At 43.6% G+C, this 23,067-nt stretch carries 20 protein-coding genes; 9 read left to right on the top strand and 11 right to left on the bottom strand.

Annotated features, from left to right (window positions below; all coding sequences use genetic code 11):
* Positions 1-422: 422 nt before the first annotated feature.
* Positions 423-1,367: a ribosome biogenesis GTPase YlqF gene (gene ylqF / locus R7040_RS04100; RefSeq protein WP_005376521.1), complete on the top strand. Its 945-nt coding sequence runs from the start codon at positions 423-425 to the stop codon at positions 1,365-1,367.
* Positions 1,368-1,703: 336 nt separating this feature from the next.
* The gene (gene cqsA, locus R7040_RS04095; protein WP_318095423.1) at positions 1,704-2,885 is read left to right on the top strand and encodes an alpha-hydroxyketone-type quorum-sensing autoinducer synthase; all 1,182 of its coding nucleotides are present in this window, start codon (positions 1,704-1,706) and stop codon (positions 2,883-2,885) included.
* A 103-nt stretch (positions 2,886-2,988) separates the two neighbouring features.
* On the opposite strand, the gene R7040_RS04090 is transcribed toward cqsA, so the two are convergent.
* The gene (locus R7040_RS04090) at positions 2,989-5,034 is read right to left on the bottom strand and encodes a response regulator (RefSeq protein WP_064369289.1); all 2,046 of its coding nucleotides are present in this window, start codon (positions 5,032-5,034) and stop codon (positions 2,989-2,991) included.
* A 363-nt stretch (positions 5,035-5,397) separates the two neighbouring features.
* Here R7040_RS04090 and R7040_RS04085 point away from each other — a divergent pair, with 363 nt between their 5' ends.
* Positions 5,398-6,015, top strand: coding sequence for an HAD family hydrolase (locus R7040_RS04085; RefSeq protein WP_130546252.1), 618 nt, complete (start codon positions 5,398-5,400; stop codon positions 6,013-6,015).
* An 89-nt stretch (positions 6,016-6,104) separates the two neighbouring features.
* Here R7040_RS04085 and R7040_RS04080 read toward each other — a convergent pair whose 3' ends face one another.
* Positions 6,105-6,653 (bottom strand): GNAT family N-acetyltransferase, encoded by a 549-nt coding sequence (locus tag R7040_RS04080; protein ID WP_005376525.1) that lies wholly within the window; start codon positions 6,651-6,653, stop codon positions 6,105-6,107.
* A 271-nt stretch (positions 6,654-6,924) separates the two neighbouring features.
* Here R7040_RS04080 and R7040_RS04075 point away from each other — a divergent pair, with 271 nt between their 5' ends.
* Both R7040_RS04075 and dcuC read left to right on the top strand, forming a co-directional pair.
* On the top strand, positions 6,925-8,049 hold the full coding sequence (locus R7040_RS04075; RefSeq protein ID WP_017821552.1) for an acyl-CoA desaturase: 1,125 nt from the start codon (positions 6,925-6,927) through the stop codon (positions 8,047-8,049).
* Between the two features lie 359 nt (positions 8,050-8,408).
* Positions 8,409-9,776: an anaerobic C4-dicarboxylate transporter DcuC gene (gene dcuC / locus R7040_RS04070; protein ID WP_005398199.1), complete on the top strand. Its 1,368-nt coding sequence runs from the start codon at positions 8,409-8,411 to the stop codon at positions 9,774-9,776.
* Between the two features lie 103 nt (positions 9,777-9,879).
* On the opposite strand, the gene R7040_RS04065 is transcribed toward dcuC, so the two are convergent.
* The gene (locus tag R7040_RS04065) at positions 9,880-10,236 is read right to left on the bottom strand and encodes a hypothetical protein (RefSeq protein ID WP_005376535.1); all 357 of its coding nucleotides are present in this window, start codon (positions 10,234-10,236) and stop codon (positions 9,880-9,882) included.
* A 576-nt stretch (positions 10,237-10,812) separates the two neighbouring features.
* Here R7040_RS04065 and R7040_RS04060 point away from each other — a divergent pair.
* From R7040_RS04060 to R7040_RS04045, 4 genes are all read left to right on the top strand, one after another.
* Entirely contained in the window at positions 10,813-12,045 is a 1,233-nt protein-coding gene (locus tag R7040_RS04060) for an OFA family MFS transporter (protein WP_005388232.1), read from the top strand.
* Between the two features lie 67 nt (positions 12,046-12,112).
* A complete protein-coding gene (locus R7040_RS04055) occupies positions 12,113-13,726 on the top strand; it encodes a VRR-NUC domain-containing protein (RefSeq protein WP_318081074.1) in 1,614 nt (537 codons plus the stop codon).
* Positions 13,727-13,889: 163 nt separating this feature from the next.
* Complete coding sequence (locus tag R7040_RS04050) at positions 13,890-14,537, top strand: AcfA family outer membrane beta-barrel protein (protein ID WP_262583638.1); 648 nt, start codon at positions 13,890-13,892, stop codon at positions 14,535-14,537.
* Between the two features lie 15 nt (positions 14,538-14,552).
* Positions 14,553-14,888, top strand: a complete 336-nt coding sequence (locus R7040_RS04045) for a YgiW/YdeI family stress tolerance OB fold protein (RefSeq protein WP_262583639.1) — start codon at positions 14,553-14,555, stop codon at positions 14,886-14,888.
* Between the two features lie 81 nt (positions 14,889-14,969).
* On the opposite strand, the gene yegS is transcribed toward R7040_RS04045, so the two are convergent.
* From yegS to R7040_RS04005, 8 genes are all read right to left on the bottom strand, one after another.
* The gene (yegS, locus tag R7040_RS04040; protein WP_262583640.1) at positions 14,970-15,872 is read right to left on the bottom strand and encodes a lipid kinase YegS; all 903 of its coding nucleotides are present in this window, start codon (positions 15,870-15,872) and stop codon (positions 14,970-14,972) included.
* 8 nt (positions 15,873-15,880) lie between these two features.
* Positions 15,881-16,786, bottom strand: a complete 906-nt coding sequence (locus R7040_RS04035; protein ID WP_005376541.1) for a LysR family transcriptional regulator — start codon at positions 16,784-16,786, stop codon at positions 15,881-15,883.
* 172 nt (positions 16,787-16,958) lie between these two features.
* Entirely contained in the window at positions 16,959-17,384 is a 426-nt protein-coding gene (locus tag R7040_RS04030) for a bifunctional diaminohydroxyphosphoribosylaminopyrimidine deaminase/5-amino-6-(5-phosphoribosylamino)uracil reductase RibD (protein WP_005376542.1), read from the bottom strand.
* 49 nt (positions 17,385-17,433) lie between these two features.
* Positions 17,434-18,735, bottom strand: coding sequence for a BatD family protein (locus R7040_RS04025; protein WP_262583642.1), 1,302 nt, complete (start codon positions 18,733-18,735; stop codon positions 17,434-17,436).
* Positions 18,732-20,462 (bottom strand): VWA domain-containing protein, encoded by a 1,731-nt coding sequence (locus tag R7040_RS04020; protein ID WP_318081072.1) that lies wholly within the window; start codon positions 20,460-20,462, stop codon positions 18,732-18,734. Before R7040_RS04020 ends, R7040_RS04025 begins: the two co-directional genes overlap by 4 nt.
* On the bottom strand, positions 20,455-21,525 hold the full coding sequence (locus R7040_RS04015) for a vWA domain-containing protein (RefSeq protein WP_258460921.1): 1,071 nt from the start codon (positions 21,523-21,525) through the stop codon (positions 20,455-20,457). Before R7040_RS04015 ends, R7040_RS04020 begins: the two co-directional genes overlap by 8 nt.
* A complete protein-coding gene (locus tag R7040_RS04010; RefSeq protein WP_258460922.1) occupies positions 21,518-22,096 on the bottom strand; it encodes a DUF4381 domain-containing protein in 579 nt (192 codons plus the stop codon). Before R7040_RS04010 ends, R7040_RS04015 begins: the two co-directional genes overlap by 8 nt.
* Positions 22,097-23,059 carry a DUF58 domain-containing protein gene (locus R7040_RS04005; protein WP_021485282.1) on the bottom strand — a complete coding sequence of 321 codons (963 nt, stop codon included), beginning with the start codon at positions 23,057-23,059 and terminating at the stop codon, positions 22,097-22,099.
* Positions 23,060-23,067: the final 8 nt, after the last annotated feature.

Below are 23,067 nucleotides of genomic sequence, written 5' to 3'. Positions count from 1 at the left end.
AGACTAGTTTTTGTCAGATAAAAGTCAAACTTAGCTCAATAGTGAAATAAAAATAACACTCTGATATAAAAGTAAAAAACCAAAATTCGTCAGAACAATCTGACAACACAATCCACCTTTGACTACACAGCGTTTGCGTTCGGTCTCTCACCCAGACGGATATTCACTGCGAGTCGGTATACATAAGGGATGTGTGCTTTTAGGTTTGCACGCCATAGCTTTTTACTTTCATCTTGAATGATTCATCATCATTCCATGATAAACTGGCGTATTAACATGAAAGAAAGCTCAACTCCGCGGTTTCGAGCAGCTTGAAGTAAACACAGTTTTAGAAAATGCGTTCTAGTATTGTATTACTCAAGACTCACATTGCTACTTTTACAACCGCTGGAGCATTAGAAAAATTAAGGTATTAAATTCAAATGGTTAATAACTCAATCCAGTGGTTTCCTGGCCACATGCACAAAGCACGTAAAGAGATCGAAGAAGCAATCCCTCAAGTGGATGTGATCATCGAAGTACTGGATGCTCGTATTCCTTTCAGTAGTGAAAACCCTTTGATTTCTCAAATCCGTGGTGACAAACCTGTCGTTAAAGTTTTGAACAAACGTGATTTGGCCGATCCAGAGTTAACTCAACTGTGGATTGAGCACTTGGAGCAAGAGCAACATGTAAAAGCAATGGCGATCACGACTTCTGAACCACAAGAAGTGCATCGAATCATGGAGCTTTGCCGCAAACTTGCCCCACACCGAGAAGAAATTGGTAAAAACATTCGCACCATGATCATGGGTATCCCAAACGTTGGAAAGTCGACGATCATTAACACCCTCGCAGGCCGAACAATCGCTGTAACAGGTAACCAACCCGCGGTTACACGTCGTCAACAACGTATCAACCTGCAAAATGGCATCGTATTATCTGATACTCCAGGGATTTTATGGCCAAAAGTGGAAAATCCACACAGTGGCTTCCGCCTTGCGGCTACTGGCGCGGTAAAAGATACAGCGATGGAATATGACGAAGTCGCATTCTATACCATTGAATACCTAGCAGCTCATTATGCAGACAAACTTAAAGAGCGTTATCAAATTGAAGAGCTTCCAGAATCAGATATCGAGATCATGGAAGAAATTGGTCGTCGCCGCGGTGCACTACGTGCAGGTGGACGTGTTGACTTACACAAAGTATCAGAGATCTTATTGCACGAACTTCGTCAAGGCACTTTGGGCCAAATTACATTAGAACGCCCAGAAATGATCACTCAAGAGCTGATTGAAGTCGAGATTGAGACCGCCCGTAAAGAAGAAGAAAAAGCGAAGCGTAAAGAAGAGCGTCGTAAGCGCTATTTACGTAATAAGCGATAAGCTTGTCTTTTATCTACTCATGTTTCAAGGCGCGATTTTCGCGCCTTTTTTGTTATCTAATGCGCCCATTTTTTTCACTTTTCAAACTTTATATTCCTCATCCAAAATCCAGATATGAAGCACGAAAAAACACCGCAAAATCGCCGTATAAACTTTAAGCACAAACTAGTTTAGACCCCGGGCCCCTATAGAGTTACAGCCACCATCCAACCCTCAAATGTCGAGTTTGCAAGGGTCTGCAAACTTATGCAACCTGGTTAGTGACACTCTCCCCAAAATCCGCAATATGAATAAGTGTCAGCGCTGGCGTTTTTCCATATGAAGAAGAGATTTATTATGAGTGAAACTATACAAAGCAAACCACTTCCCTCCTTTATCGAGGAACGCCTAGATTTTTATATTCAAGATCTAATCGAACCAAATGAGAACAAAAAACACCTTGTTCTTGGTAAACGCCCACCGTGTAATGCCGTTGTCCTGCAAAGCAATGATTACCTTGCACTGTCTCATAATAAGGAGATTCAAAACGCGCATCGTGATGCGATTTCCCAGCACGATGACAACGTCGTGATGTCCGCGATTTTCTTACAAGACGATGAATCGAAACCTGCATTTGAAACGCAACTAGCCAGTTTCGTTGGTATGCCTAGTTGTCTACTTTCTCAATCTGGTTGGGCTGCGAATGTCGGTTTATTGCAGACTATTTGTGCACCGAACATACCTGTGTACATTGATTTCTTTGCACATATGTCTTTGTGGGAAGGCGCACGTATTGCCGGAGCACAAATTCATCCGTTCATGCATAACAACACCAGTCACCTAAGAAAACAAATTTCACGTCACGGTTCAGGGATCATTGTTGTGGATTCGGTTTACAGCACTATCGGGACCATCGCTCCTCTACGTGATATCTACGAAATAGCACAGGAGTTTGACTGCGGCCTGGTTGTAGATGAATCACACTCTTTAGGTACACACGGTCCACAAGGTGCGGGGGTACTGCAGGGTCTTGGCTTAACTCATAAGGTAGATTTTATTACCGTTAGTCTTGCCAAGACATTTGCTTATCGTGCTGGCGCGATTTTAGGCCGAGAAAAACTGGCGAAGACGCTTCCGTTTGTGGCGTACCCTGCAATATTTAGTTCTACCGTATTACCGCAAGAGATCATTCGGCTAGAGAAAACACTGGACGTCATAAGAAAATCAGATGATAAGCGAGATATTCTGTTTGAAAGAGCCAAGTCTTTAGCCGTTGGTTTAAAACGCATTGGATTTACTATTCGCAGTGAATCACAAATTATCGCATTAGAATGCGGCAACGAGAGAAACACTGAGCGAGTCCGCGATTTTCTCGAAGAGCGAAATGTTTACGGCGCAGTGTTTTGCCGCCCTGCAACTGGAAGGAACAAAAACATCATCCGTTTTTCAGTCAATGCCGACATGACAGCTGCTGAAGTTGATCATGTACTCACTGTCTGCCAACAAGCATTTGCACACCCTGACTTAGAGTTTGTGTAAGTTAGTGTGTAGATAAAACTAAAGAGCTCAACAGTTTTGCTGAGCTCTTTATTCGTGTTATTCGTTGTGAGCAACTCGCCTCAAGAAAACAAGCCGCGAATGATTAGATCCAGTTTGCGATTTTATCGAACAAGCGATTTTTATCCGCCGGTTTTACGATGAAGTCAGACATACCCGAAGACCCAATTTTGTCCAACGTGACAGGTGAACTATCCCCTGTATGTGCAATAATAGGTACCGACGCATAGTTTTTATCCGAGCTTCTAATTCGCCTAGACGCTTCTACACCATCCATAATTGGCATTTCGATATCCATCAGAATGAGATCAACATCTTCTTGCTCTAGTGTATCCAGAGCCTGCTGCCCGTCTTCTTTCTGAATCACTTCAAAGCCTTGCTTTTCAAGTAACATTGCCGTGAATTTACGCAAAGATTCATTATCATCCACGACCATAATTGTGCGCTTATTTGAATTATCTAACGTCACCGAGGCCGTTGGTGTCGATACATAGCTTGAATCATATAAGAGACGCTCAATAGTTGGTTTAGTATTCAATAACCAGGCTTGCGTTTCGATCCAAATAGGTTCATATGCAGCCTTACGTGCTCTCTGAGTCGGATGATGCTCAAAAAGATAAACGATGCGTGCTTCAGTGAAAGACAAGAGAGATTCTAATCTATCCAATTGGTTTGCTCTTGGATCTAAGCTCTCAAGATCGATAAAAATCAGATCGAATTCGAACTCGTACTCTTTCTTTTTGAGTACTTGGTTGGCATCTAAAATCGTCGAGTCAAAGCCCATAAAACGGCTAATATCTGTTACTTTAGACACCAAGATATCTTGGCTAGTCACCGTTAGAATGGTTTTGAGTTTAGTCAGATCGTTTTTGATTTCATTAACGGTATCAGATGTCGTTAGTGGGAAAGTTAATGTAAATTGAGACCACTCCCCTAACTGAGATTGACACTCAATGTTCCCCCCAAATGAACGCATGACTTTTTTACAAAACGGTAGACCCAAACCATAACTTCCTGATTTGCCAGTGGTGTAAAAGTCTTGAAAGATATTGCGTAGAACATCAGGAGCAATGCCAGCACCATTATCGGTTACAACAATTTGATTAAAGCGTTCTGAACTTATCATGGATACATGTATGTGAAAATCTTCAGATTTACGGTGATGGAAGGCATTCTTGAAGAGGTTATACATAACATATTTAAGTAACGTATCACTACCTAGAAACTCAAACTCACTTCTCGCATCCAGCGATATGGCAAATCGATCAGTGGCACGTTTATAACTGAAGCTTTCAATTGCCTGTTCAACGACCGAGTGAACTGAATATTTTTTGAAGCTAGAACGAGAAACTCGATTTTCATCAATCGAAGTTAGCAATAAATCGATGGTTTCATTACCCGATTGGATAATGTTCATTGCATCCTGACTCACTTCACGTAATAAGGTGACATCCTCTACACTCATGACGTACTGCTCTTTTCCTGCCTCTTTCATGTTGGGCAAGATCGACTGGATAACATCTATTGAAGTGCAAAGCCCACTCAACGGGTTACGCATTTCATGTGCAATCCCTGCCCCGAATGATTTTGCCAGCGAGACTTTCGCTTCATGTTCAACTTGGTTACGAAAATAGAACAAATTACCGAAGACATAAATAAACAGAAAGATTGGCACATGAGTCCAATCCATGGTCAAGTCAAGATGGAACCCTTTTGCAACCCAAGCGAAGAATGTTGCTAAACCTATCCCAGCAAAGGTTTGAGCAAACATGACCCTAGTAACATGAACCAGTAAAATGTGTAAGAAAATTGCAGACATAAACGACATAACCCATACATTGGACCAGTCATTCATCAGTAACATATAAAAAAAGAAAAACGGTAAGCACAGCGTTATCGTCACTTGGTAGTAAATAGGAACATAATCTCTCCAAGTCGATGATAAGCGGTTTCTAAAAATGATGCCGAAAAACAATAACGAGCAAAACAATCTAAGAGGTAAATTTTCATAAGCCTGTGGAAAGGCAAACTCCCAGACAAAGTAGTACAGCGGAAAGCCAAGAAACCCCATCCAGCCAACGAGAGTTAGGTTTGGTTCTGCATATTGATAAACCTTACGTATCGAGTCCATATAATCTGTTTTGCTTACTCCGCCTGACGCACAACAATGTGATTTTGATTCACTTTTATCATTTTATTATTAACTAATTATATATTAATCATCATTTATAAGCAGCGCGAAATGACGTAAACAGCTCGCAATACTTATCTTTAGTTTCAATCTTTTAAGACAGCTGCACTTGATTTACAACCAAATAAACAAAGTTGCATATAGTTTAGTGTAATTTTGCGATAATCGCTCTGTATCCAATTGGATGTTAATCTCATTTTGTTCTAGAAACTTAAGTCGCGCCTTTGGCACGGCTTTCCAACGATTTAAAAACTGCACTCACCGCATATAGCGCGGTGACAAACAATTGGCTTGGGGTGTGTCATGAATTCTTTCCAGATAAAAAATGTCATTTTTGATGTAGGTAATGTATTGGTACGCTGGTCTCCAGTAGAAATCGTTCGCTTAACATTTGGTGGTTCCGTAGAGTCAGAGAAAATGGCTCAAATGCTATTTTCATCACAAATCTGGAAAGATTTAAATAAAGGGACGATCTCCGAAAGGGAAGCAAAACAGCGTTATCAACGTGAACACCAAGTAACGACGGAAGAAATGGACCGCTTCTTTTATTATGTAAAACACACTCAAATACTACTTTACGGCAGTATAGAGCTGTTAAAACGAGTAAAAAGTGCCGGATATGGCGTATATGCGCTCACAGACAACATCAACGAAATTGTGGAACATCTTCGTACTACCTATGAGTTTTGGCCACTGTTTGATGGAGCAATCATCTCTTCTGAAGTTCAATTACTAAAACCACAAGCGGAGATCTACCAAACTCTACTTTCAAAGTATCAGCTTAACCCCGAAGAGACAGTATTTCTTGATGACATGCCTTACAATGTTGAAGGTGCCCGAGCAGTTGGCATGGCTGCTATTCAGTTTGAAAATGCTCAGCAATGTGAGCTCGAACTAAAAGCCATGGGGGTTAACTTCTAGAAAGCTTTTAATAAAACATAACGTTAGGGTGCATAAACAAAAAAGAGCAGTGTTGAGACTGCTCTTATCTAGTGTTTTAGAACGCTAGGTTAGGAGTAAATCACGTTTTCCTCAATCCCACTAACTAATGACTGGGCGTTCTTCCAACGGAATACTTTTTCTAACACCTCTTTGCCATCAGGTGCGCGCCAAGTTCGCTCTTGATCCTCTTGTCCACCAATGTGGCGATAGAATTCAATCGCAGAAATGTTTTGCGACACAACTTCTAAATAAAGACCTGTGTCTTTAAAGTACTGCTGTTGCCATTCGGCGACAGCAAGTAATAGCTGCTTACCAATCCCACGACCACGGTAACTGTCATCAACATGCAATGCGTCAATAAAGGTTCCACGCTCGAAATCATGGTTGCCGAACACACAAACAAAGCCAAGTAGCAAACCTCCCTCCTCCGCCAAGACAATGTGCTGATTGAATGGTGGGTTGGTCAAACGGGTTTGCCAAATCAGTAGTTTGTCGTCAATCGCTTCTTTCTCAAGATAGTTATCACTAAGAATGCCACGGTAATGACGCTTCCAGCTATCCGCATGAAGATGCGCAATGCGCTCGTAGTCCTTATATTCCGCTAATCGTAAATCCATTACGTATTCCTATTTTCTTACATTTTTGCTTCTTTATAGAGTCTCGGTATATTCCACCTTTATAACACTTGTTTCTTGGCAGATTTTATACACCTTAAGCCAGAGCTCATTTTTTAATACTACTCATTATTCAATTAAAAGCAAAATATCCCATCAAGTTCCTTAATCTACACCCAAAGGAATAGTCACATTTGTCTAACTTTAATTTGACTTACATGTGTACGCTGATATTCTAGCGAACAGTTGTTAGCTCAAAGTTAGGGATACACCTGTGACTCAAAACAAACCACCTGTTATCTGGTTGAATACATTAATATTTTCTGCCAGTTTTGTTCTGACTTTTATTGTAATGCCTTGGTATGCATATCATTTTGGACTGGGTTGGGAACATCTAATTTGGGGAGTGATTGCATTTAGTTTTACTAACCTTTCTATTACAGCAGGCTATCATCGTCTCTGGAGCCACAAAACGTACGAAGCTCATCCTATTTTGCGCGCCATTTTTGCGATTGGAGGAGCATTTTCTTTGCAAAATAGTGCATTACATTGGTCTTCTGATCATCGTGTGCATCACAAACATGTCGACAATAACGATAAAGATCCGTACTCAGCCAAGCGGGGTTTTTGGTATTCTCACATTGGGTGGATGTTACGTGATTACAATAAATCAAAGGAAAACGAATATACAAACTGCCGTGACCTAAAGCGCGACAAAATCGTCATGTGGCAGCATAAGTATTATGTTCCACTTGCCCTACTGACTAATATTGGTTTCCCAGTCATGCTCGGACTGATCTACGGTGATATCTGGGGGATGTTATTGGTCGTTGGTGCGGCTCGACTCTTTATGAGTCACCATACGACTTTTTTCATTAACTCCCTCGCACATATTTGGGGTAAGCAAACTTTCACAGACAAAAACACTGCTCGCGATAATGGTGTACTCGCCTTTTTCACATTTGGAGAGGGTTACCATAATTTCCATCATATTTTCGAGAATGACTATCGCAATGGCGTGTATTGGTGGCATTACGACCCAACGAAGTGGTTGATAAAGTCATGTTCTTGGCTAGGACTCACATCTAAGTTGCGCACAACGCCTACATTTAGAATTGAAAAAGCCCGTGCGAGTCAACTTTTGAAGAAAGCAAGAGAAAAGCTAGAATCGAAACCGAACACGCAAACAATCCTCGATCAGCTACAGCACGAGTTTGATACTCTAGTTCATCACATGCAGGAATACTACGAGATGCGCAAAGAAGTACTCGGTGCCAAAACTGCCAGTGTGGTAAAGAAATACGAATGTTCTGTAACAAAAATGAAGTATCAGCAAATTAAAGCAGAGTTCGAACGGCAGCAGCGTAGTTGGAACCTTATGGTTCGTCGATACGCATAGTTTATCCTCATTCTTACGATTACTTAGCTTCGCTTCGGCGAAGCTTTTTTGTTGTGAAGAGTGTTTTCCAATAATTGCTTACTGAGTAAAGTCTTTTTCCTATTGTGAATCAATTCACTCTTTATTCATTCACTTTCCTAGTCATATTTTCCTTCCTATAAATAGCTTCAAACCAGCACATAACACTTAGAAAACCAAATTCCAACAATACAATCTAACGAAATTATTTATTAAATTATTATTTGTCTCAGATCATGCAAGCCCCATATTTGTCTCGTGCCACAGCTAAGAATTCTGTAAATTCCTTGTCATAAACTGAAACAGTTTCTTTCTTTTTTACATAACATTCGGAGATCCCTATGTTAGAGCTCTTAATTGGCTTAGTGGTTACCATTGCGGTGGGTTACTTTATTGTCAAAGGCTATAAAGCTGCGGGCGTGTTACTGACAGCTGGTATTGCTTTACTTCTTATGACTGGCGTTTTGGGGCACGACGTGCTGCCGTCAAAAATCACCTCAACTGGTAACATGGTGACAGATGCGCTGGAATACGTGAAATACATGCTTCAATACCGCGGTGGCGGTCTTGGTATGCAAATCATGCTGCTTTGTGGTTTTGCGTCATACATGACTCATATCGGCGCGAACAACGTGGTAGTGAAACAGTTCTCTAAACCGCTTTCTGTCATCAAGTCTCCTTACGTCCTTTTGGTAGCGGCTTACATTGTGGCGTGTTTAATGTCTCTTGCGGTAAGTTCTGCAACAGGCCTTGGCGTACTATTAATGGCGACACTATTCCCAATGATGGTCGCGATGGGCATTTCTCGTCCAGCAGCCGTTGCAGTGTGTGCCTCTCCAGCGGCAATCATCCTTTCTCCTACTTCTGGTGATGTTGTTATCGCAGCAGAAAAGTCTGGTTTAGCGCTTGATGTGTTTGCGGTACAAACTGTGTTGCCTGTTTCTATTTGCGCAATCATCGTCATGGCAGCGGCAGCGTTCTTCTGGAACAAATACTTAGATAAGAAAGAAAATACACCAATGGAAAAAATTGATGTATCAGAGATCAAAGCTGACGCACCAGCGTTTTATGCAGCTCTTCCATTTCTACCTATCATCGGCGTTTTCCTATTCAACGGTCGTACCATTCCAGGACTTAGTCTAGACATCTACACTATTGTGGTTGGTTCGATTTTCCTTGGAGCTCTGATCCATTATGTTGTAAATAAGTTCGATGGTAAGAAATCACTAGAAGATTTAGATTCTTGTTACGCAGGCATGGCTGACGCGTTCAAAGGCGTTGTGATGCTTTTGGTTGCCGCAGGGGTTTTTGCACAAGGTCTGATGTCTATCGGAGCTATCGATAACCTACTTCATCTCGCAGATAATGCTGGTGCAGGCGGCGTTGCTTTAATGCTTATTCTAACTGCATTGACAGTTGCAGCAGCAATTGCAACGGGTTCGGGTAACGCGCCTTTTTATGCGTTCGTGGAGTTAGCACCATCTTTGGCTGCGAAAATGGGATTAAACCCTGCTTTCCTAATTATCCCGATGCTTCAAGCATCAAACCTAGGCCGTACTATCTCACCAGTATCTGGCGTAATCGTTGCGACATCAGGTATGGCAAACATCAGCCCGTTTGAGGTTGTAAAACGCACATCCGTTCCAGTTCTAGCAGGCCTTATCACGGTGATTATTGGTACTATGGTGCTTGTTCCAATGAGTGCCTAACGGTATTGCCACGATCAAACTAAAAGCAATATCCGAACAAAATTACGTTTAATTAAAAACGCCAGCAAATGTGCTGGCGTTTTTTTTATTCTAATGTGTTGATTTACGCTGACTTAAATCGGTCAGGAATCTTAGTGATGCTCTCTCTGTAGCTAAACCATAAGTAGGTAACGGCAAGCGAAAAGAATAAATATGAAAGTGCGAATACGATTGGAGACGTGATTAATTCCGCGGACATTCCCCACATCACACCGACTACGGTTATCGTCAACTTAGAAAGCATACCGCAAATGAGTAGGAATAAAGCAAGCTGTGGAAAGCGCGAGCTGCGAAATGCGAAGAAATAACAGCTACCTACCGCTAAAGAAGCAATAGATAAGCCCAACATAAATGAATGGATGTGGTCTGCTGATGCGATACCAGCGGATACCGAAGCCATGAGTAATAGGAACAGTTTCATAAGTCACCTCACAACAAATCTAAAAAGCATCCCTTCATAAATGAAAACTCATTTTTCACTATATTCTGCGCCTAAAATCAGCAATTACAAGTTACTTTTTTGCTCACTTAATGAACATAAAAGCTAATCAGCTTCAATTATTACAAAAGGTTAACAATTAAAAATTAAGAAACCCTTTGCATCTGATACTTACGACAGTTAGATGATAAATTCGCCATTTTTGTTACAGATGGTTAACATGGAAACATTTTGAAATTTTTTATTTGAAATGTGAACTGTGCACTCAACAGCGTAAAACCTCTCTGTCTTGACTCATCATTCGTTATTAGCGAACAAAAAATATCACTTTTTTACAACGTTCTTACTACATACAAAACCATGAATTCACATCCACTTTTAATGTTGCAAATTATTTTATCAGTAACCGTAAAAAGAGATTCCAATCACATATTTATTGGTTATAATCCGCGCTCATTGCGTTAAACGTTGAAAAACGCAAACTAATTTTGAGAAAAAACATCTTTAAACCAACCTTCTTTGCGGCATTGCCAATAAGAGGAAAAACTGAGAATAAAAATGAGCAAGATTGATAAAGCTATGCGCATCCTGTTAGCAGGGTTCTGTATCAACCTTTGTCTTGGCATCCTGTATGCTTGGAGTGTATTCAACAAGGCACTGGTAACTGAATCAGGCTGGAGTGCTGCAGAAGCTTCTGCACCTTACGCAACTGCAACCATCACTTTCTCTATCTGTCTTCTTATTGCAGGTATTCTTCAAGACCGCATGGGCCCTCGAATGATCCTTATCCTAGGTACTGTTCTTACAGGTCTGGGCATGATCGCTTCTGGCTTTGTGAACTCTCCACTAATGTTGAACATTACATTCGGTGTGATCACAGGTGCAGGTATCGGCTTTGGTTACGCATGCCTATCACCTTCTGCGATGAAGTGGTTCCACGCTTCGAAGAAAGGTATGGTTAACGGCATTATTGCGGCAGGTTTTGGTCTAGCGGCTATTTACCTTGCGCCAGTAACTTCTGCGCTAATAGACAGCATGGGCATTCAAACTAGCTTTATGGTTCTTGGTGTTGGTATCCTAGCGATTGCAGTTCCTCTTGCAGCAACCATCAACAACCCACCAGCAGACTACACACCTGCTGAGCCTAAAGTAAAAGAAGGCCAAGCACCTAAAGCGGTGAAAAAGTCAGATGACTTAACTTGGAAAGCAATGTTGAAAACGCCACAGTTCTACTCTCTATGGATCATGTACGCGTTTGCAGCTTCTGTTGGTCTAATGATCATTGGTAACATCACGACAATCGCAAGCGTTCAAGCAAACTTGCCAAACGCGGTTTACCTAGCGTCTATTCTTGCTGTATTTAACTCTGGCGGTCGTGTTGCCGCGGGTATGCTTGCAGATAAAATCGGCGGTGTTCGTACGCTTCTACTTGCGTTCGTTCTACAAGGCGTAAACATGGTACTGTTCGCGACGTTCGACTCTGAGTTTACACTGATCATCGGTACAGCAATCGCAGCGGTAGGTTACGGTACACTTCTAGCGGTATTCCCTACTCTAACGGCTGAGTTCTACGGTCTGAAAAACTACGGCACTAACTACGGCGTGCTTTACACAGCATGGGGTATTGGTGGTGCAATCGGCGCAGCGGTTGTTGGTTTCTCGATGACAAATGGCGACGGCTACACCTTGGCTTACACAATTTCTTCAGCAATGATGGCAGTATGTATCGTACTTGCGTTCATCACTAAGCCATTGTCTGAAGCGAAAGTAGCACAGCTAAAAAACGCATAATTGCGAATTGATTTGATAGCAAAAAGGCTTAACCTATGGGTTAAGCCTTTTTTGTTATCGGTCGTTTATGGAAAGCCCTATCGAACTTGCACCAGACTACTATCTAGAGAACTTCTTTAAGCTGACTCACCACGCAGTAACTTGGTACAGCGATTTACTGACCAAGGAAGAACACGCATGGCTTTGCTCGTTTGATTCTTTGAGCAAACACGCCCAGTGCCTTTTGGTGCGTTTATACAGCCGAAAGGGGTGTTGGTTTCGAAGTGATAAGCTGAGTTATCCAGAAATAACTTCTATCAATGAAGCACTGGCAGAATTGAGTCAGCATGAGTTTGTAGCCCTTTCCCCACCCCTTTCTCATCAAGAGTTAGCGGCTAATTTACTGACCAAGCCAGAAATCTCCACGCTTTATCCCGAACTGCCGAAATCACTCAAGAAAGACGCCCTTGTCGAACGTTTGAGTAATGCGGAATTTGATCGTACAGAGAAGCTTGAGTTTACGATCGTCAAACTCAATTCTGCTCATATGATCGACGTGTTGCTCACTCTGTTTTTTGCCAACACCCATCAAGACTTAAGTCAGTTTGTGCTTGATGACTTAGGTTTGCATCAGTTCGAGCAATATCAATTGAGTAAAGTGCGCCGTTTCTTTGATTCACGTGAGCAAATAGACCGTTTAATTGAACTGAGCCAGTTGGCCAACCTGTACTGGCAATTTGACCGAAAAGACAAAGCCAATCTCGACTTATTAATTGAGGTAATGCCTCAGCCCGTTAATCACCGTTACGTAGATCGTAAACGCGAGCACATGTTGAATGACATAGCACGTGATTACGAACGGCTTAATGATCTAGAGACCGCCCTATCTCTATTTGGGCAAACTCAACTCACACCGAGCCGAGAACGACGCGCACGTATCTATGACAAATTAAACCATGATGATTTATTTGGTGACATTGTCACAGATATGCTTAACTCACCGATCGATGTGTCTGAGCTCGAAGTTGCACAAAAACTTGAGCAACGGTTAAAACGAAAACAAGGCGAGAAAGTGCCAAGAATGACGAAGCCAACCTGTTCGGAATACCGCCTTGAACTGGATTTATCTCAACAGAGAGTCGAACTTGCCAGCAAAGCGTATTTTGAGTCTTTAGGCTGGACCGTATTCTACGCCGAAAATGCACTGCTTAATGCATTACTTGGTCTCACTTTTTGGGATGCGATTTTCGCTCCCATCGAAGGCGCATTCATCAATGCCTATCAACATCGTCCTCTGGATTTGTACCATTCTGATTTTGTTACCAAACGCCAAGCTTTGATAGATGCGACGTTTGATATGTTGGAAACGGGCAATACTTATACGTTGTTAACTAGATACGATGAGAAGTTTGGTATCAGCAATCCATTTGTGCATTGGAGCTTAATAAGTAAAGAGTTACTCGAAATGGCACTCGATACAATCCCAACTAACATGTTGATGGCGCTATTTAAAATACAATTGAGTGACCTAAAGCTTTACCGCAATGGGATGCCTGATCTGATTGCTTTTAAAGGAAACGAGTTCGAATGGATTGAAGTAAAAGGGCCAGGCGATAAACTCCAAGACAACCAATGGCGTTGGATTAAAGAGTTTACTCGCCTTAATGTGCCATTTGCGGTGTGTTACGTCGCCGCAAGTTAACTCTCTTTATATAAAGAGCTTGGCGCATGTTCATTAAAACAATTTCTTTTTTACCGCACCTTGCTCTTTTTCTGAAATATTTTCGTTTCTTCACGATCACTTCACGCTTCATCACACACAATGCGCTTCTACTCATTAAGTTGATTTGAAGAGGCAAAATAAAATGAACAAAACCATTCTTGCGTTACTCGTTACCTGCTCAGTTTCGGTATCTGCGGCTCCTTATGTAGGTCTGGAATATGGACTAGGTACCACTGACCATGACTTGGAACCTCACTTTTCAGCTGAAAATGTAACACTTAATCCAGAACTTGAGGATGGTATCTTCTCAGGTTTTATCGGTTACTCGTTTAATGACAATTGGGCAATTGAGCTAGGTTACAGTCAGTTTGACCTTGATGACGGCCGTTCTAAGAACCTTAGTATAAAGACAATTGATGGCAAAGATTACCATCATGAAATGGATTGGGATTCCTCTATCACAGCCAAACAAGTCTCGCTAGCACCAGTGTTTAGCTATGCATTAAGTGATAAATGGACAACAAAATTCAAAGCGGGTTTAACTTACACGCAATACGACGCCAAGGTTGCTCAACATCAAGAATATGAGCTTGTCGCGAATGACGATGTGGAAATAAGCAACACGCTTTTCCATAGCTCGGAGAAAAGCAACGAGTTAGGCGCAATGTTCTCTGTGGGCGCGGAATACCAAGTGTTGCCAAAGCTCACCATTGGCGCAAACGCTAAATACCAACTAGACAGCTACGCAAACACTGCATCCTTTAACGTAGGCACAACTTATTACTTCTAATATAAGGAGATGATAATGAAAAGAGTATTGTTAACATCCATGCTTGCTCTACTTTCAAGCACGGCTTTCGCCGCGTTTAATGGTCCAGAAGTCAGTGCAATCAATACGGTGAAAGAGGCGCGCAACGCAACCGACGACAGCGCTGTAGTGCTAACCGGGCATATTGTTCAATCATTTGGTAACGAGACTTACTTGTTCAAAGACAACACTGGTGAGATCGAAGTAGAGATCGACAACGAAGATTGGATGGGTCAAGAAGTGACACCAAAAGATACCGTAATGATTCGAGGAGAGGTTGATTCAGATTGGACAGCTACGCAGATAGACGTTGAGACCATTCAAAAACGTTAAGAAGTTGACTAATACCTCAACAAAAACAACACAGCCACATTTTAGTGGCTGTGTTAAGCAATAATCATGGAAAACGCTCGTTTAGCTAGTCAAGCAAGGACAATCTTGCGGTACGACTAATCGTATACTCTTAGGCTGAACATCAAATCTAATGGTTCTCGAATGATAGGGTTCTCCATCTAAATTAAGAGGTAATGGATTCGGGAAGTCTATCTCCAACCAGCTTGCTCTTGTGTACTTCACAAACTCTCCTTTCTCACTCGGGTTATTGATCTCGTCGATTACTTTAGGCAGCTCATGAGGTAAAAATGGGCGCACCAATGTTAGATCCATCAGCCCATCATTAATCATCGCTTTTGGAGCTAACTCTTGCCCACCTCCAGCAAGGCGCCCATTACAAAACGCACCGAGCAACATTTCTCCCTGATACGCACCACCTTCAATCGTTATTGTTCCGTCATATGGTTTAAAGCCAAGTGCTTTTACAACACCAGTTAGCGTGTAAGCTCCGCCGCCAAGAAAGTTTTTGAGTTCAACAGGCGTTTCTGCTGTAACTTCTGCGCCAAACCCTGCTGTTGCCACGTTAATAAAGCAGCGATCGTTCGCTTTGACGCAATCGACCAAAGCGGACTGCCCCTCAACAGCAAGAGATAAAGACGCCTTAATGGAATTAGGTACTTGAATAGCGGTAGCAAAGTCATTGGCAGTACCAAGGGGAATAATGGCTAACTCAGGGCGTTTTACTTCGTCAATTTGAATAATCGCAGAAGCCGCCTCATTGACAGTCCCATCGCCACCAGCGACAACAATACGTTCAATGCCTTCAGCAACCGCTTCTTTCACTAGCCGCGGCATGTCTTGAGATTCCCACGTCACACGCACCTGTACGTCGATGCCTTTTTCTCTCATTTTCATGATTGCATCTCTTAACTCTGGATTCCCAGCTTTTTTTCCGTTAAGGATGGCACGTATTGTCTTTTTCATTGCACTTCCTATTGGTTGATGACTTTTCCTGCTTGCTTAATCTGTGAACGCAACCATTGATGGGCGCTGTCGTTTGTGCGACTAGGATGCCAGATTGTGCAAAGCTCATACATTTGTTCATCAAATGGCATTGATAAAGATTTAACATGATAGGTGTTATTGAACAAGTTGATCATCGACTCTGGCATTAAACCAATGTATTCACTACCACAAATAATTGGGAGCATTTCTAGTACGCCTGAGGCTCGATACTTAATCTTTCTCTTATCCAAGTCGACAATGTCATCGGCGTTTAACAAGCTCTTACGACTCTGCCACTGCGAAACCACTACGTGTTCTTCTTCAAAAAATTGTTCAGCCGTAATCTCGTCATTCAGGCGTGGATGCGCTTCGCTACATACCACCACCAAACGCTCCGTAAGTACAGTTTCCAGTTTTAGCACCGTTCTTGCTCTTGGTGTGATATCAATGATCAAATCGTATCGTTGTAACCGCAGATCACTTTCAAAATCTTCCGTAAAAAGCGGATGCACTTCTAATGCAACATTTGGCGCCGACACACGGATTTGTTTCATGACTTGAGGTAGCAACTCAAAACTTGCAACGGACACACAGGCAATAGAAAACACTCTATTCGACACTTTAGGGTCAAACTCACTAGAGGCCGATAATGTCGAAGTGAAATTTTGTACTGAAGCAAGAAGAGCAGGATAAATATCCATCGCAAACGAGGTAGGCTCGACACCTTTAACGCAACGATGAAACAATGGATCATCGTAGATATCACGTAGCCTTGCTAGCGCTTTACTCACCGCAGGCTGGGTGATGTTTAAACGCGCCGCCGCCCGAGACAAGTTACGCTCTTCATAGATGGCAGTGAAAATGGGAATAAGATTAAGGTCGGTCGGTTTCATGCTATTAAATTTTTCAAAAGTCACTTTCTCTATTTTAATCTAACAGCATGATCCTTCACGTAGCCAAGTGCAATAAATGGGCGGTATCGCTTGTTTTAATGAGTTTTAACTCAATTTTGACGCACTTCATTCACCACATAAACTGGCACCGTAGTGCAACGTAAAGCTTGGATTAGGCTTTGCCTAAGTAAGGGGTAAGAAACTCGCTGACTTCCTCGCCGCACAAACCCGTTTCTACCTCTATACCTGCTTGTTTTAGAATCTCGATACCTCGACCACTGTTGCGCGGGTCGGGGTCCAATATGGCTACGACGACTTTGCTTATGCCGGATTTGACTAATGTCACCGCGCAAGCTGGCGTGCGACCAACAAACGAACACGGTTCCAGCGTAACGTATGCCGTCACCGATTCTAACGAGCCTTGATACGCATTCAGCGCTTCCACTTCCGCGTGATTGCCACCAATCGCTTGAGTATGACCTTCAGAAACGATTTGATTGTCTTTCACTAACACGCAGCCAACCGGCGGGTTGGGTTGACATTCAGGAAGCGCATTTTTGGACACTTCCAATGCGCGGCGCATAAACTCTTGGCTCATTTGAACTCTATTCTCTAATAAAAACGAGGCGCTATATTAGCGCCCCGTTTTATTCATTGCCATCTCTTCCAATGACTTTGTCCAGTTCTGGTAACGCTCGCGGAATACGGAATTTAAAGCGTTTTTGTTTGGTCTGGACTTTGCGCCACATCGACTTCAGTAAATGAGCGCTATTTTCACCATTTTGCATTCGCGACGCACTTTTTTGCCACGATTCACTCGTATCGGCTTTGTTCATTTCTAGCTCGGCCGTATTTAAACGCAATTGTTTGTACAATATGGTCCTTGCTTCAGACCAACGTTTAGCCTTTAACAAACGGTGGAACGTCAGCCATGCTGGTGTCGGTCTGTTGCGGTAGTAACGTTTAATGGCTACCAATGAAATAATCACAAAACCCAGCAACACAAGCGTGGAAACAATCCATTCAAAGTACGTTCTGATGAAGGACTTCAACGTGTGCTTCGCGGCAAAAGTTTTGCCCTCTAACATCACCGTTTCCACTTGCTGAGTCTTACTGTTCCACCAACGGAACTCATAATCCGGCAGGGTTAATTCACCACCTTGTTGAATCACGTACACGCTCTCTTCTGCGCGTGTTGACTGGTAATCACCACGTGTTTGCGTATCTGTCAAACGGTGGGGTTGAGGATACGCTTGATAACGGGTTGTTGATTCTCCTTTCAACAAGTCTGGTAGCAATACAGATAGTGAATCTTGAGCAGAAATGGTGATTTTACGCGTGATTGCATCCCCAACTTTGAGTGACTCAGTGGAGGTATCCCAATCTTGCTTTACCTCTACATCTGTTGCAGCAAACCAAGGTGTCTCACCACTCAGCAGGCCCGATGGCAATACGGTTTTGAACTTAATCGGCTGCGTGTAAAGTGTGCCTGACACCTTCTCGCCGTCCGGCGCAGACACCTGAACGCCCACTGCGACAGGTGGAATCACAAAATCACCAGAAGCTTGAGGATACAAAGTCACTTCCCATCGTTGACGCGACCAAGTTTGTCCCTCTTTTTGCTCAGTAAAGTTGGTTGCTAGTTGATTACGCTGTTTGGCGATAACATTGGGCATTTCAATATTGCCAATTCTCGTACCACCCGTAAACCAACGCGGCGTTGCCACTTCGATGGTTAAAATAACTTGCTCATTGACGCTAAAGCTTGGTGTTTTACGCTTCTCTCCAGCCGTTGGTTGTTGACCAACCCACGCTTGTAACTCTACACCATGCTCTCGTTGAACGTCACGAATATCTTGAGCTAACACACTACTGCTCAGGAGGAAACCGAAACAGATAACTACCCACAAGGGTAAAGCAAAGGGCGTAAAACGGTGGCTTTTCATCATTGCACCGCCTCCTCTGTATTTTCGCTCGCAGTAGAGGTTGATTCTCCGGTTTCTATTGAACGCAATTGAATCTGAAACTTCGCATTTAAGAAGTATTTAGGATCCGCTTCGACTCGCTTTAACCATTTGTCGGCTAATTCTTGGCTACCTATGATGTCGTCTGCATTTAACGTCTCTTTAATCATCAACTCCGCTGACGTTTTTTCATCCGCCCCTTCTGCGGTTTGAGGGTTATCGTCTAGCTCGGTTGATGCTTCTTGCTCTGTTCCTGCCTGACTCTCACTCATCCGGTTGATGTCCTCTACAATACCACCAATCACTTTCAAGTTATGCTCAACATCCGGTCTTAGCCTCTCGCTCAACGTTGGCTTGTTGGCTAGGGATTTTAACAAGTCACGTGCAGCCAAATATTCACGCTGACGCGCCAATGCACTCGCCGCATTATAAAAACCGTAATCTCGAACCTCTTCGGACGGGTCGTTTTGCATCTCCAAAAACGCACTGTGGGCGAGTTCAAACTCGCTAGCGTAGTAGTACGCCGTACCTTTGCGTAATGGATCGACAAAGTGTTTCGCGGCTTCTAAATACGCTTGTTGGTTGAACAAACGCTGTCCTTGTTGATCTGGCGTTAGCCACAAATCCCACCACCATTGCGCCACCTTGTCGAAGGTCGTCACTTTTTGCACAACTTGTGGCTGCTCGGCTTTAACAGAAATGTTCTCCGCCATTGCACTGGTCGGCATCAACAGTGTACCGCTCACCATCGCAATCACACACCATTGCACTAACCACCCTTTTCTAAACCACAGCATCATGATCAACGCGATTGGAAACAGAAGTTGATAACCCATGTCTTTCCAAGGCATTGAAGATTCGCCATTAAGCTGCATATTGCGCTCAACGTATCGGTTCAGTTGCTCGATATCACTGTTATCGACGGTCACTTCCATTAATCGACCGTTGGTCTGGCTGGCCAGTTTTTGTAGAGAATCCAAATCCATTGGGTTGTTACTCACAATGTCAGCGTTCCCTGCCGCAAGAATTAACAGTTGATAAGGTTTGCCCGAGAAATACGCTTGGTATTGCTCAATCGTGGCAGGATTAACGCCATCACTCACCAACAGAACGGTAGAGCCTGGTTGACCTTGCAATTGTTGGTCAATTAACGGCAAGGCTTTTTCGGCAAGCTTACCTTGCACGGGCATAATTTCTGGCGTAATGGCCGCCAAAAACGGGTCAAATACTTTGCTGTCTTGAGTTATAGGCATCGCGACATGAGCACTGCCCGCGAACACGACTAAACCCGTTTTTCCGCCTTTTCGCGCGGCTAGCAAATCGCGTATTTTCTGTTTGGAACGCTCAAGGCGGCTTGGTGGGAGATCTTTTTGCAGCATCGAGTCGCTGTTATCAAGCACCACAAGCATAGAGGCTTTATCTTCGCCAAAGGGAGAAGATTCTCGTTGCCACGTTGGGCCTGCACAAATCACAATGGCGATGAACACAATCAGCATCAAGAGCTTAAGCGGCAGTTGCTTACGCCAGCCTCGCTCACCTATCGTCAAAGCATTGCGTAAATGTTCGGGCAGAATATCCTTCCAGCTTGGCTTGCTTTCTTCTCGCCAGCGTAACCACACCAAGAAAAACATGGGTACCAAAGCCAGTAACCACAGTGGTCGAATAAAATGAAACTGCGTAAAGAATTGCGTCCAACTAAGAGAATCAAACATCGCTCTCTCCTAATGATGATCGTGTTGCAGCCCTTCTTTTGAGTGTTGCGACGCTGAACGCGAGCAAATGCATGATGACCACTAACGCCATCAAGTAATGATGAAGGCTTTGTTTTGGGCGGTATGTAGTGCTTTCGTAAAGTTGAGGTTCCAGTTTGCCAATTTCGTCGTAGGCAGCCGATAGTTCATCACGGTTGAGTGCTTCAAACGCTTCACCGCCGGATTCTTTCGCAATGCGATGAATCGTCTCCATATCCAACGCGGTTTCACCTATCGTTTCCGGATCGCCCATCGCAATGACGTGTACTCTCACGCCTTTGGCTTTCGCCACTTTCGCCGCATCAATCGGTTCAACAAAACTGCCCGTGTCGTTACCATCGGTTAATACAATCGCGACTTTTTCACGGTTTTGGTCTTGTTCTAAAGCACCACGCGACTTATCGCTTTGCTCAAAAACTTTAATCGCTAAGCCAATTGCATCACCAAGATGGGTACTCTGCCCTGCCATCGCCACATCGGTTTGGTTAAGCAGTTCGAGCCACACTTTTTGGTCTGCGGTAAATGGCGTTTGCACAAAAGCGGCATCACCAAAAAGCACCAAGCCTAATCGATCACCTTTACGAGACTGAACAAACTCCGTCAGCACTTCTTTTGCCGCATCAAGGCGAGAAATTTTTTCACCCGTACGAGAGGTGAAATCAGGCTCAGCCATGGAACCCGAAAGATCCACCACGACCATCACATCGCGCCCTAAACTCTCGCGAACTTGAGGCTCGCCTAACACGGTGGGTTTGGCCATCGCACACACCACCAAAAGCCATGAGAGAATTAACGTTGCTCGTTGCCACCAGCTTGGGGTTAACTGGCTTGCACCTTCTGATGGCGTCTCGCCAATCGCTTCCACCAACTGACTAAAAAACGGCACTTTGATCGCCATTTGCTTAGTGCGATATGCAGGCACCAAGTAGTACACCACCAATGGCAGCGGCAAAATCAGAAACCACATTGGGTGAGCAAATTCAAAACCAGACAAACCAGTTAGCGATACAAGAAGATCATTCATGTTGACCTCCCTGATGTGCTTTGCGTTTCAATAGCGGTGATTTCTTTGTTGTGCCTTTTTGAGCATCACAACGGTGTTCACTCACCCAGTTTTTCGCACGAGCAATAAGCGTTACTCGTTCTTCGTTGGTTAGCGTAACGCTTGGGTCAACAATACTTTGTAGCCAGCGCTTTGAAAGCTCATCGTTAAAGACCACTTGCGAGTTTGCTTGAGAATCTCCGGTTTGCGGATATAGCGCATCGAGCTTGCGCAAAAAGGCGGTATCAAACAATTTCGCGTTACGGCTATCAACATGAATCAACACAATTTTAAGCACAGAGAACAATGCTTTAGGCATGCCTTTGTCGCTCGGTTTGATTTGCGAAATCGTCAACAGAGCTTCTTGTCGGTAGCGGTTACACCACCACTGTTGAGCCAAACGATACGCGACATACACTAATGCAATGAGCGCAACCGCCGCTAAAATTTTCCAGCCAATAGTTTGCGGATACCAACTCACACTTGGTGGCACGGCCACATCATGTAGCTCTCTGAGTATGTAAGTACTCGGAGGCGTAGGAAGACCACTCATTTAACGCCCTCCTACCAGTTTTTGAAATTGTTTAATGTGCTCGCCTGTCGTATCGAGTTCGATGTGCGGAAGGTGTTTCATCGCCATAAGTTGAGAGAGTGATTGACGCTGTAAGCTAGTTCGAGCCTCAAGCTTTGCGCTCGCGGCTTCTACCTTTGCTTGGCTGTCTAAATTGAGTTGATACTGCCCATCACCAACCACCCATTTCGATTTTGCCAAATCGTCTGGTAGCGCTTGTTCTAATGGGTCACTGACCATCACTGCAAGAACATCGTTGTGCTGTTGTAGCTGTTTAAGGTGATCAAGGTGGTGCTCCTCGCAGTCGCTCCAGTCGCTGATAAAAATCAGTGTGGATTGTTTGAGCTTCATGCGTTTAATGAGCTCAATCCATTGACTGAACGTCACTTTTTCGGAATTGCGGGAGTCCACATTGAGCGATTGATTGGCTTTAGCGAGACGCTTAAGTTGAGCCAGAAGATCGTTTTGCGAACGCTGCGCCTTGCTGTGAAACAACGCCTGTTGGGATGCGATGACAAAACCGACTCGGTCGCCATCTTTTAACACGCGCCACCCGCACATGGCCGCGATTTCTGCCGCGACAACCGATTTCATGACTTGCGTCGAAGCAAAAAACATTGCGCTGCGCTGGTCGACACACACGATCACGTTGCGATCTTTTTCTTCGGTGTAACTGCGCACGTGCGGCTTGCCTGTGCGCATCGTGACTTTCCAATCCAGGTTACGAATATCGTCACCCAATTGGTAATGGCGCAGCTCTTCGAAGTTCAATCCACGACCGCGAAACAACGAATTGTGTCGGCCAGAGAGTACGCTACCCGCCTTTAGGTGAGGAAGTAAACTGAATGATTCTGCTTGTGCTTGCAGACGTACTAAACGAGCGTAATCGCAGTACAAACGGGGATCCATCCCTTGTGATTTTGGCGCAAGAGTTGGCTTAGCCATAATGCCTC

The organism is Vibrio sp. 1069 (assembly GCF_033340555.1).
This window is presented reverse-complemented; position numbering and strand designations above follow the sequence as displayed.

Coding starts and splice junctions, on each gene's coding strand:
- R7040_RS04085 (WP_130546252.1), top strand. CDS start 5,398: ATGAATTCTTTCCAGATAAAAAATGTCATTTTTGATGTAGGTAATGTA.
- R7040_RS04025 (WP_262583642.1), bottom strand. CDS start 18,735: ATGATGAAAAGCCACCGTTTTACGCCCTTTGCTTTACCCTTGTGGGTA.
- R7040_RS04030 (WP_005376542.1), bottom strand. CDS start 17,384: ATGAGCCAAGAGTTTATGCGCCGCGCATTGGAAGTGTCCAAAAATGCG.
- cqsA (WP_318095423.1), top strand. CDS start 1,704: ATGAGTGAAACTATACAAAGCAAACCACTTCCCTCCTTTATCGAGGAA.
- R7040_RS04060 (WP_005388232.1), top strand. CDS start 10,813: ATGAGCAAGATTGATAAAGCTATGCGCATCCTGTTAGCAGGGTTCTGT.
- R7040_RS04010 (WP_258460922.1), bottom strand. CDS start 22,096: ATGAGTGGTCTTCCTACGCCTCCGAGTACTTACATACTCAGAGAGCTA.
- R7040_RS04035 (WP_005376541.1), bottom strand. CDS start 16,786: ATGAAACCGACCGACCTTAATCTTATTCCCATTTTCACTGCCATCTAT.
- R7040_RS04005 (WP_021485282.1), bottom strand. CDS start 23,059: ATGGCTAAGCCAACTCTTGCGCCAAAATCACAAGGGATGGATCCCCGT.
- R7040_RS04080 (WP_005376525.1), bottom strand. CDS start 6,653: ATGGATTTACGATTAGCGGAATATAAGGACTACGAGCGCATTGCGCAT.
- R7040_RS04055 (WP_318081074.1), top strand. CDS start 12,113: ATGGAAAGCCCTATCGAACTTGCACCAGACTACTATCTAGAGAACTTC.
- dcuC (WP_005398199.1), top strand. CDS start 8,409: ATGTTAGAGCTCTTAATTGGCTTAGTGGTTACCATTGCGGTGGGTTAC.
- yegS (WP_262583640.1), bottom strand. CDS start 15,872: ATGAAAAAGACAATACGTGCCATCCTTAACGGAAAAAAAGCTGGGAAT.
- R7040_RS04045 (WP_262583639.1), top strand. CDS start 14,553: ATGAAAAGAGTATTGTTAACATCCATGCTTGCTCTACTTTCAAGCACG.
- ylqF (WP_005376521.1), top strand. CDS start 423: ATGGTTAATAACTCAATCCAGTGGTTTCCTGGCCACATGCACAAAGCA.
- R7040_RS04020 (WP_318081072.1), bottom strand. CDS start 20,462: ATGTTTGATTCTCTTAGTTGGACGCAATTCTTTACGCAGTTTCATTTT.
- R7040_RS04015 (WP_258460921.1), bottom strand. CDS start 21,525: ATGAATGATCTTCTTGTATCGCTAACTGGTTTGTCTGGTTTTGAATTT.
- R7040_RS04090 (WP_064369289.1), bottom strand. CDS start 5,034: ATGGACTCGATACGTAAGGTTTATCAATATGCAGAACCAAACCTAACT.
- R7040_RS04065 (WP_005376535.1), bottom strand. CDS start 10,236: ATGAAACTGTTCCTATTACTCATGGCTTCGGTATCCGCTGGTATCGCA.
- R7040_RS04050 (WP_262583638.1), top strand. CDS start 13,890: ATGAACAAAACCATTCTTGCGTTACTCGTTACCTGCTCAGTTTCGGTA.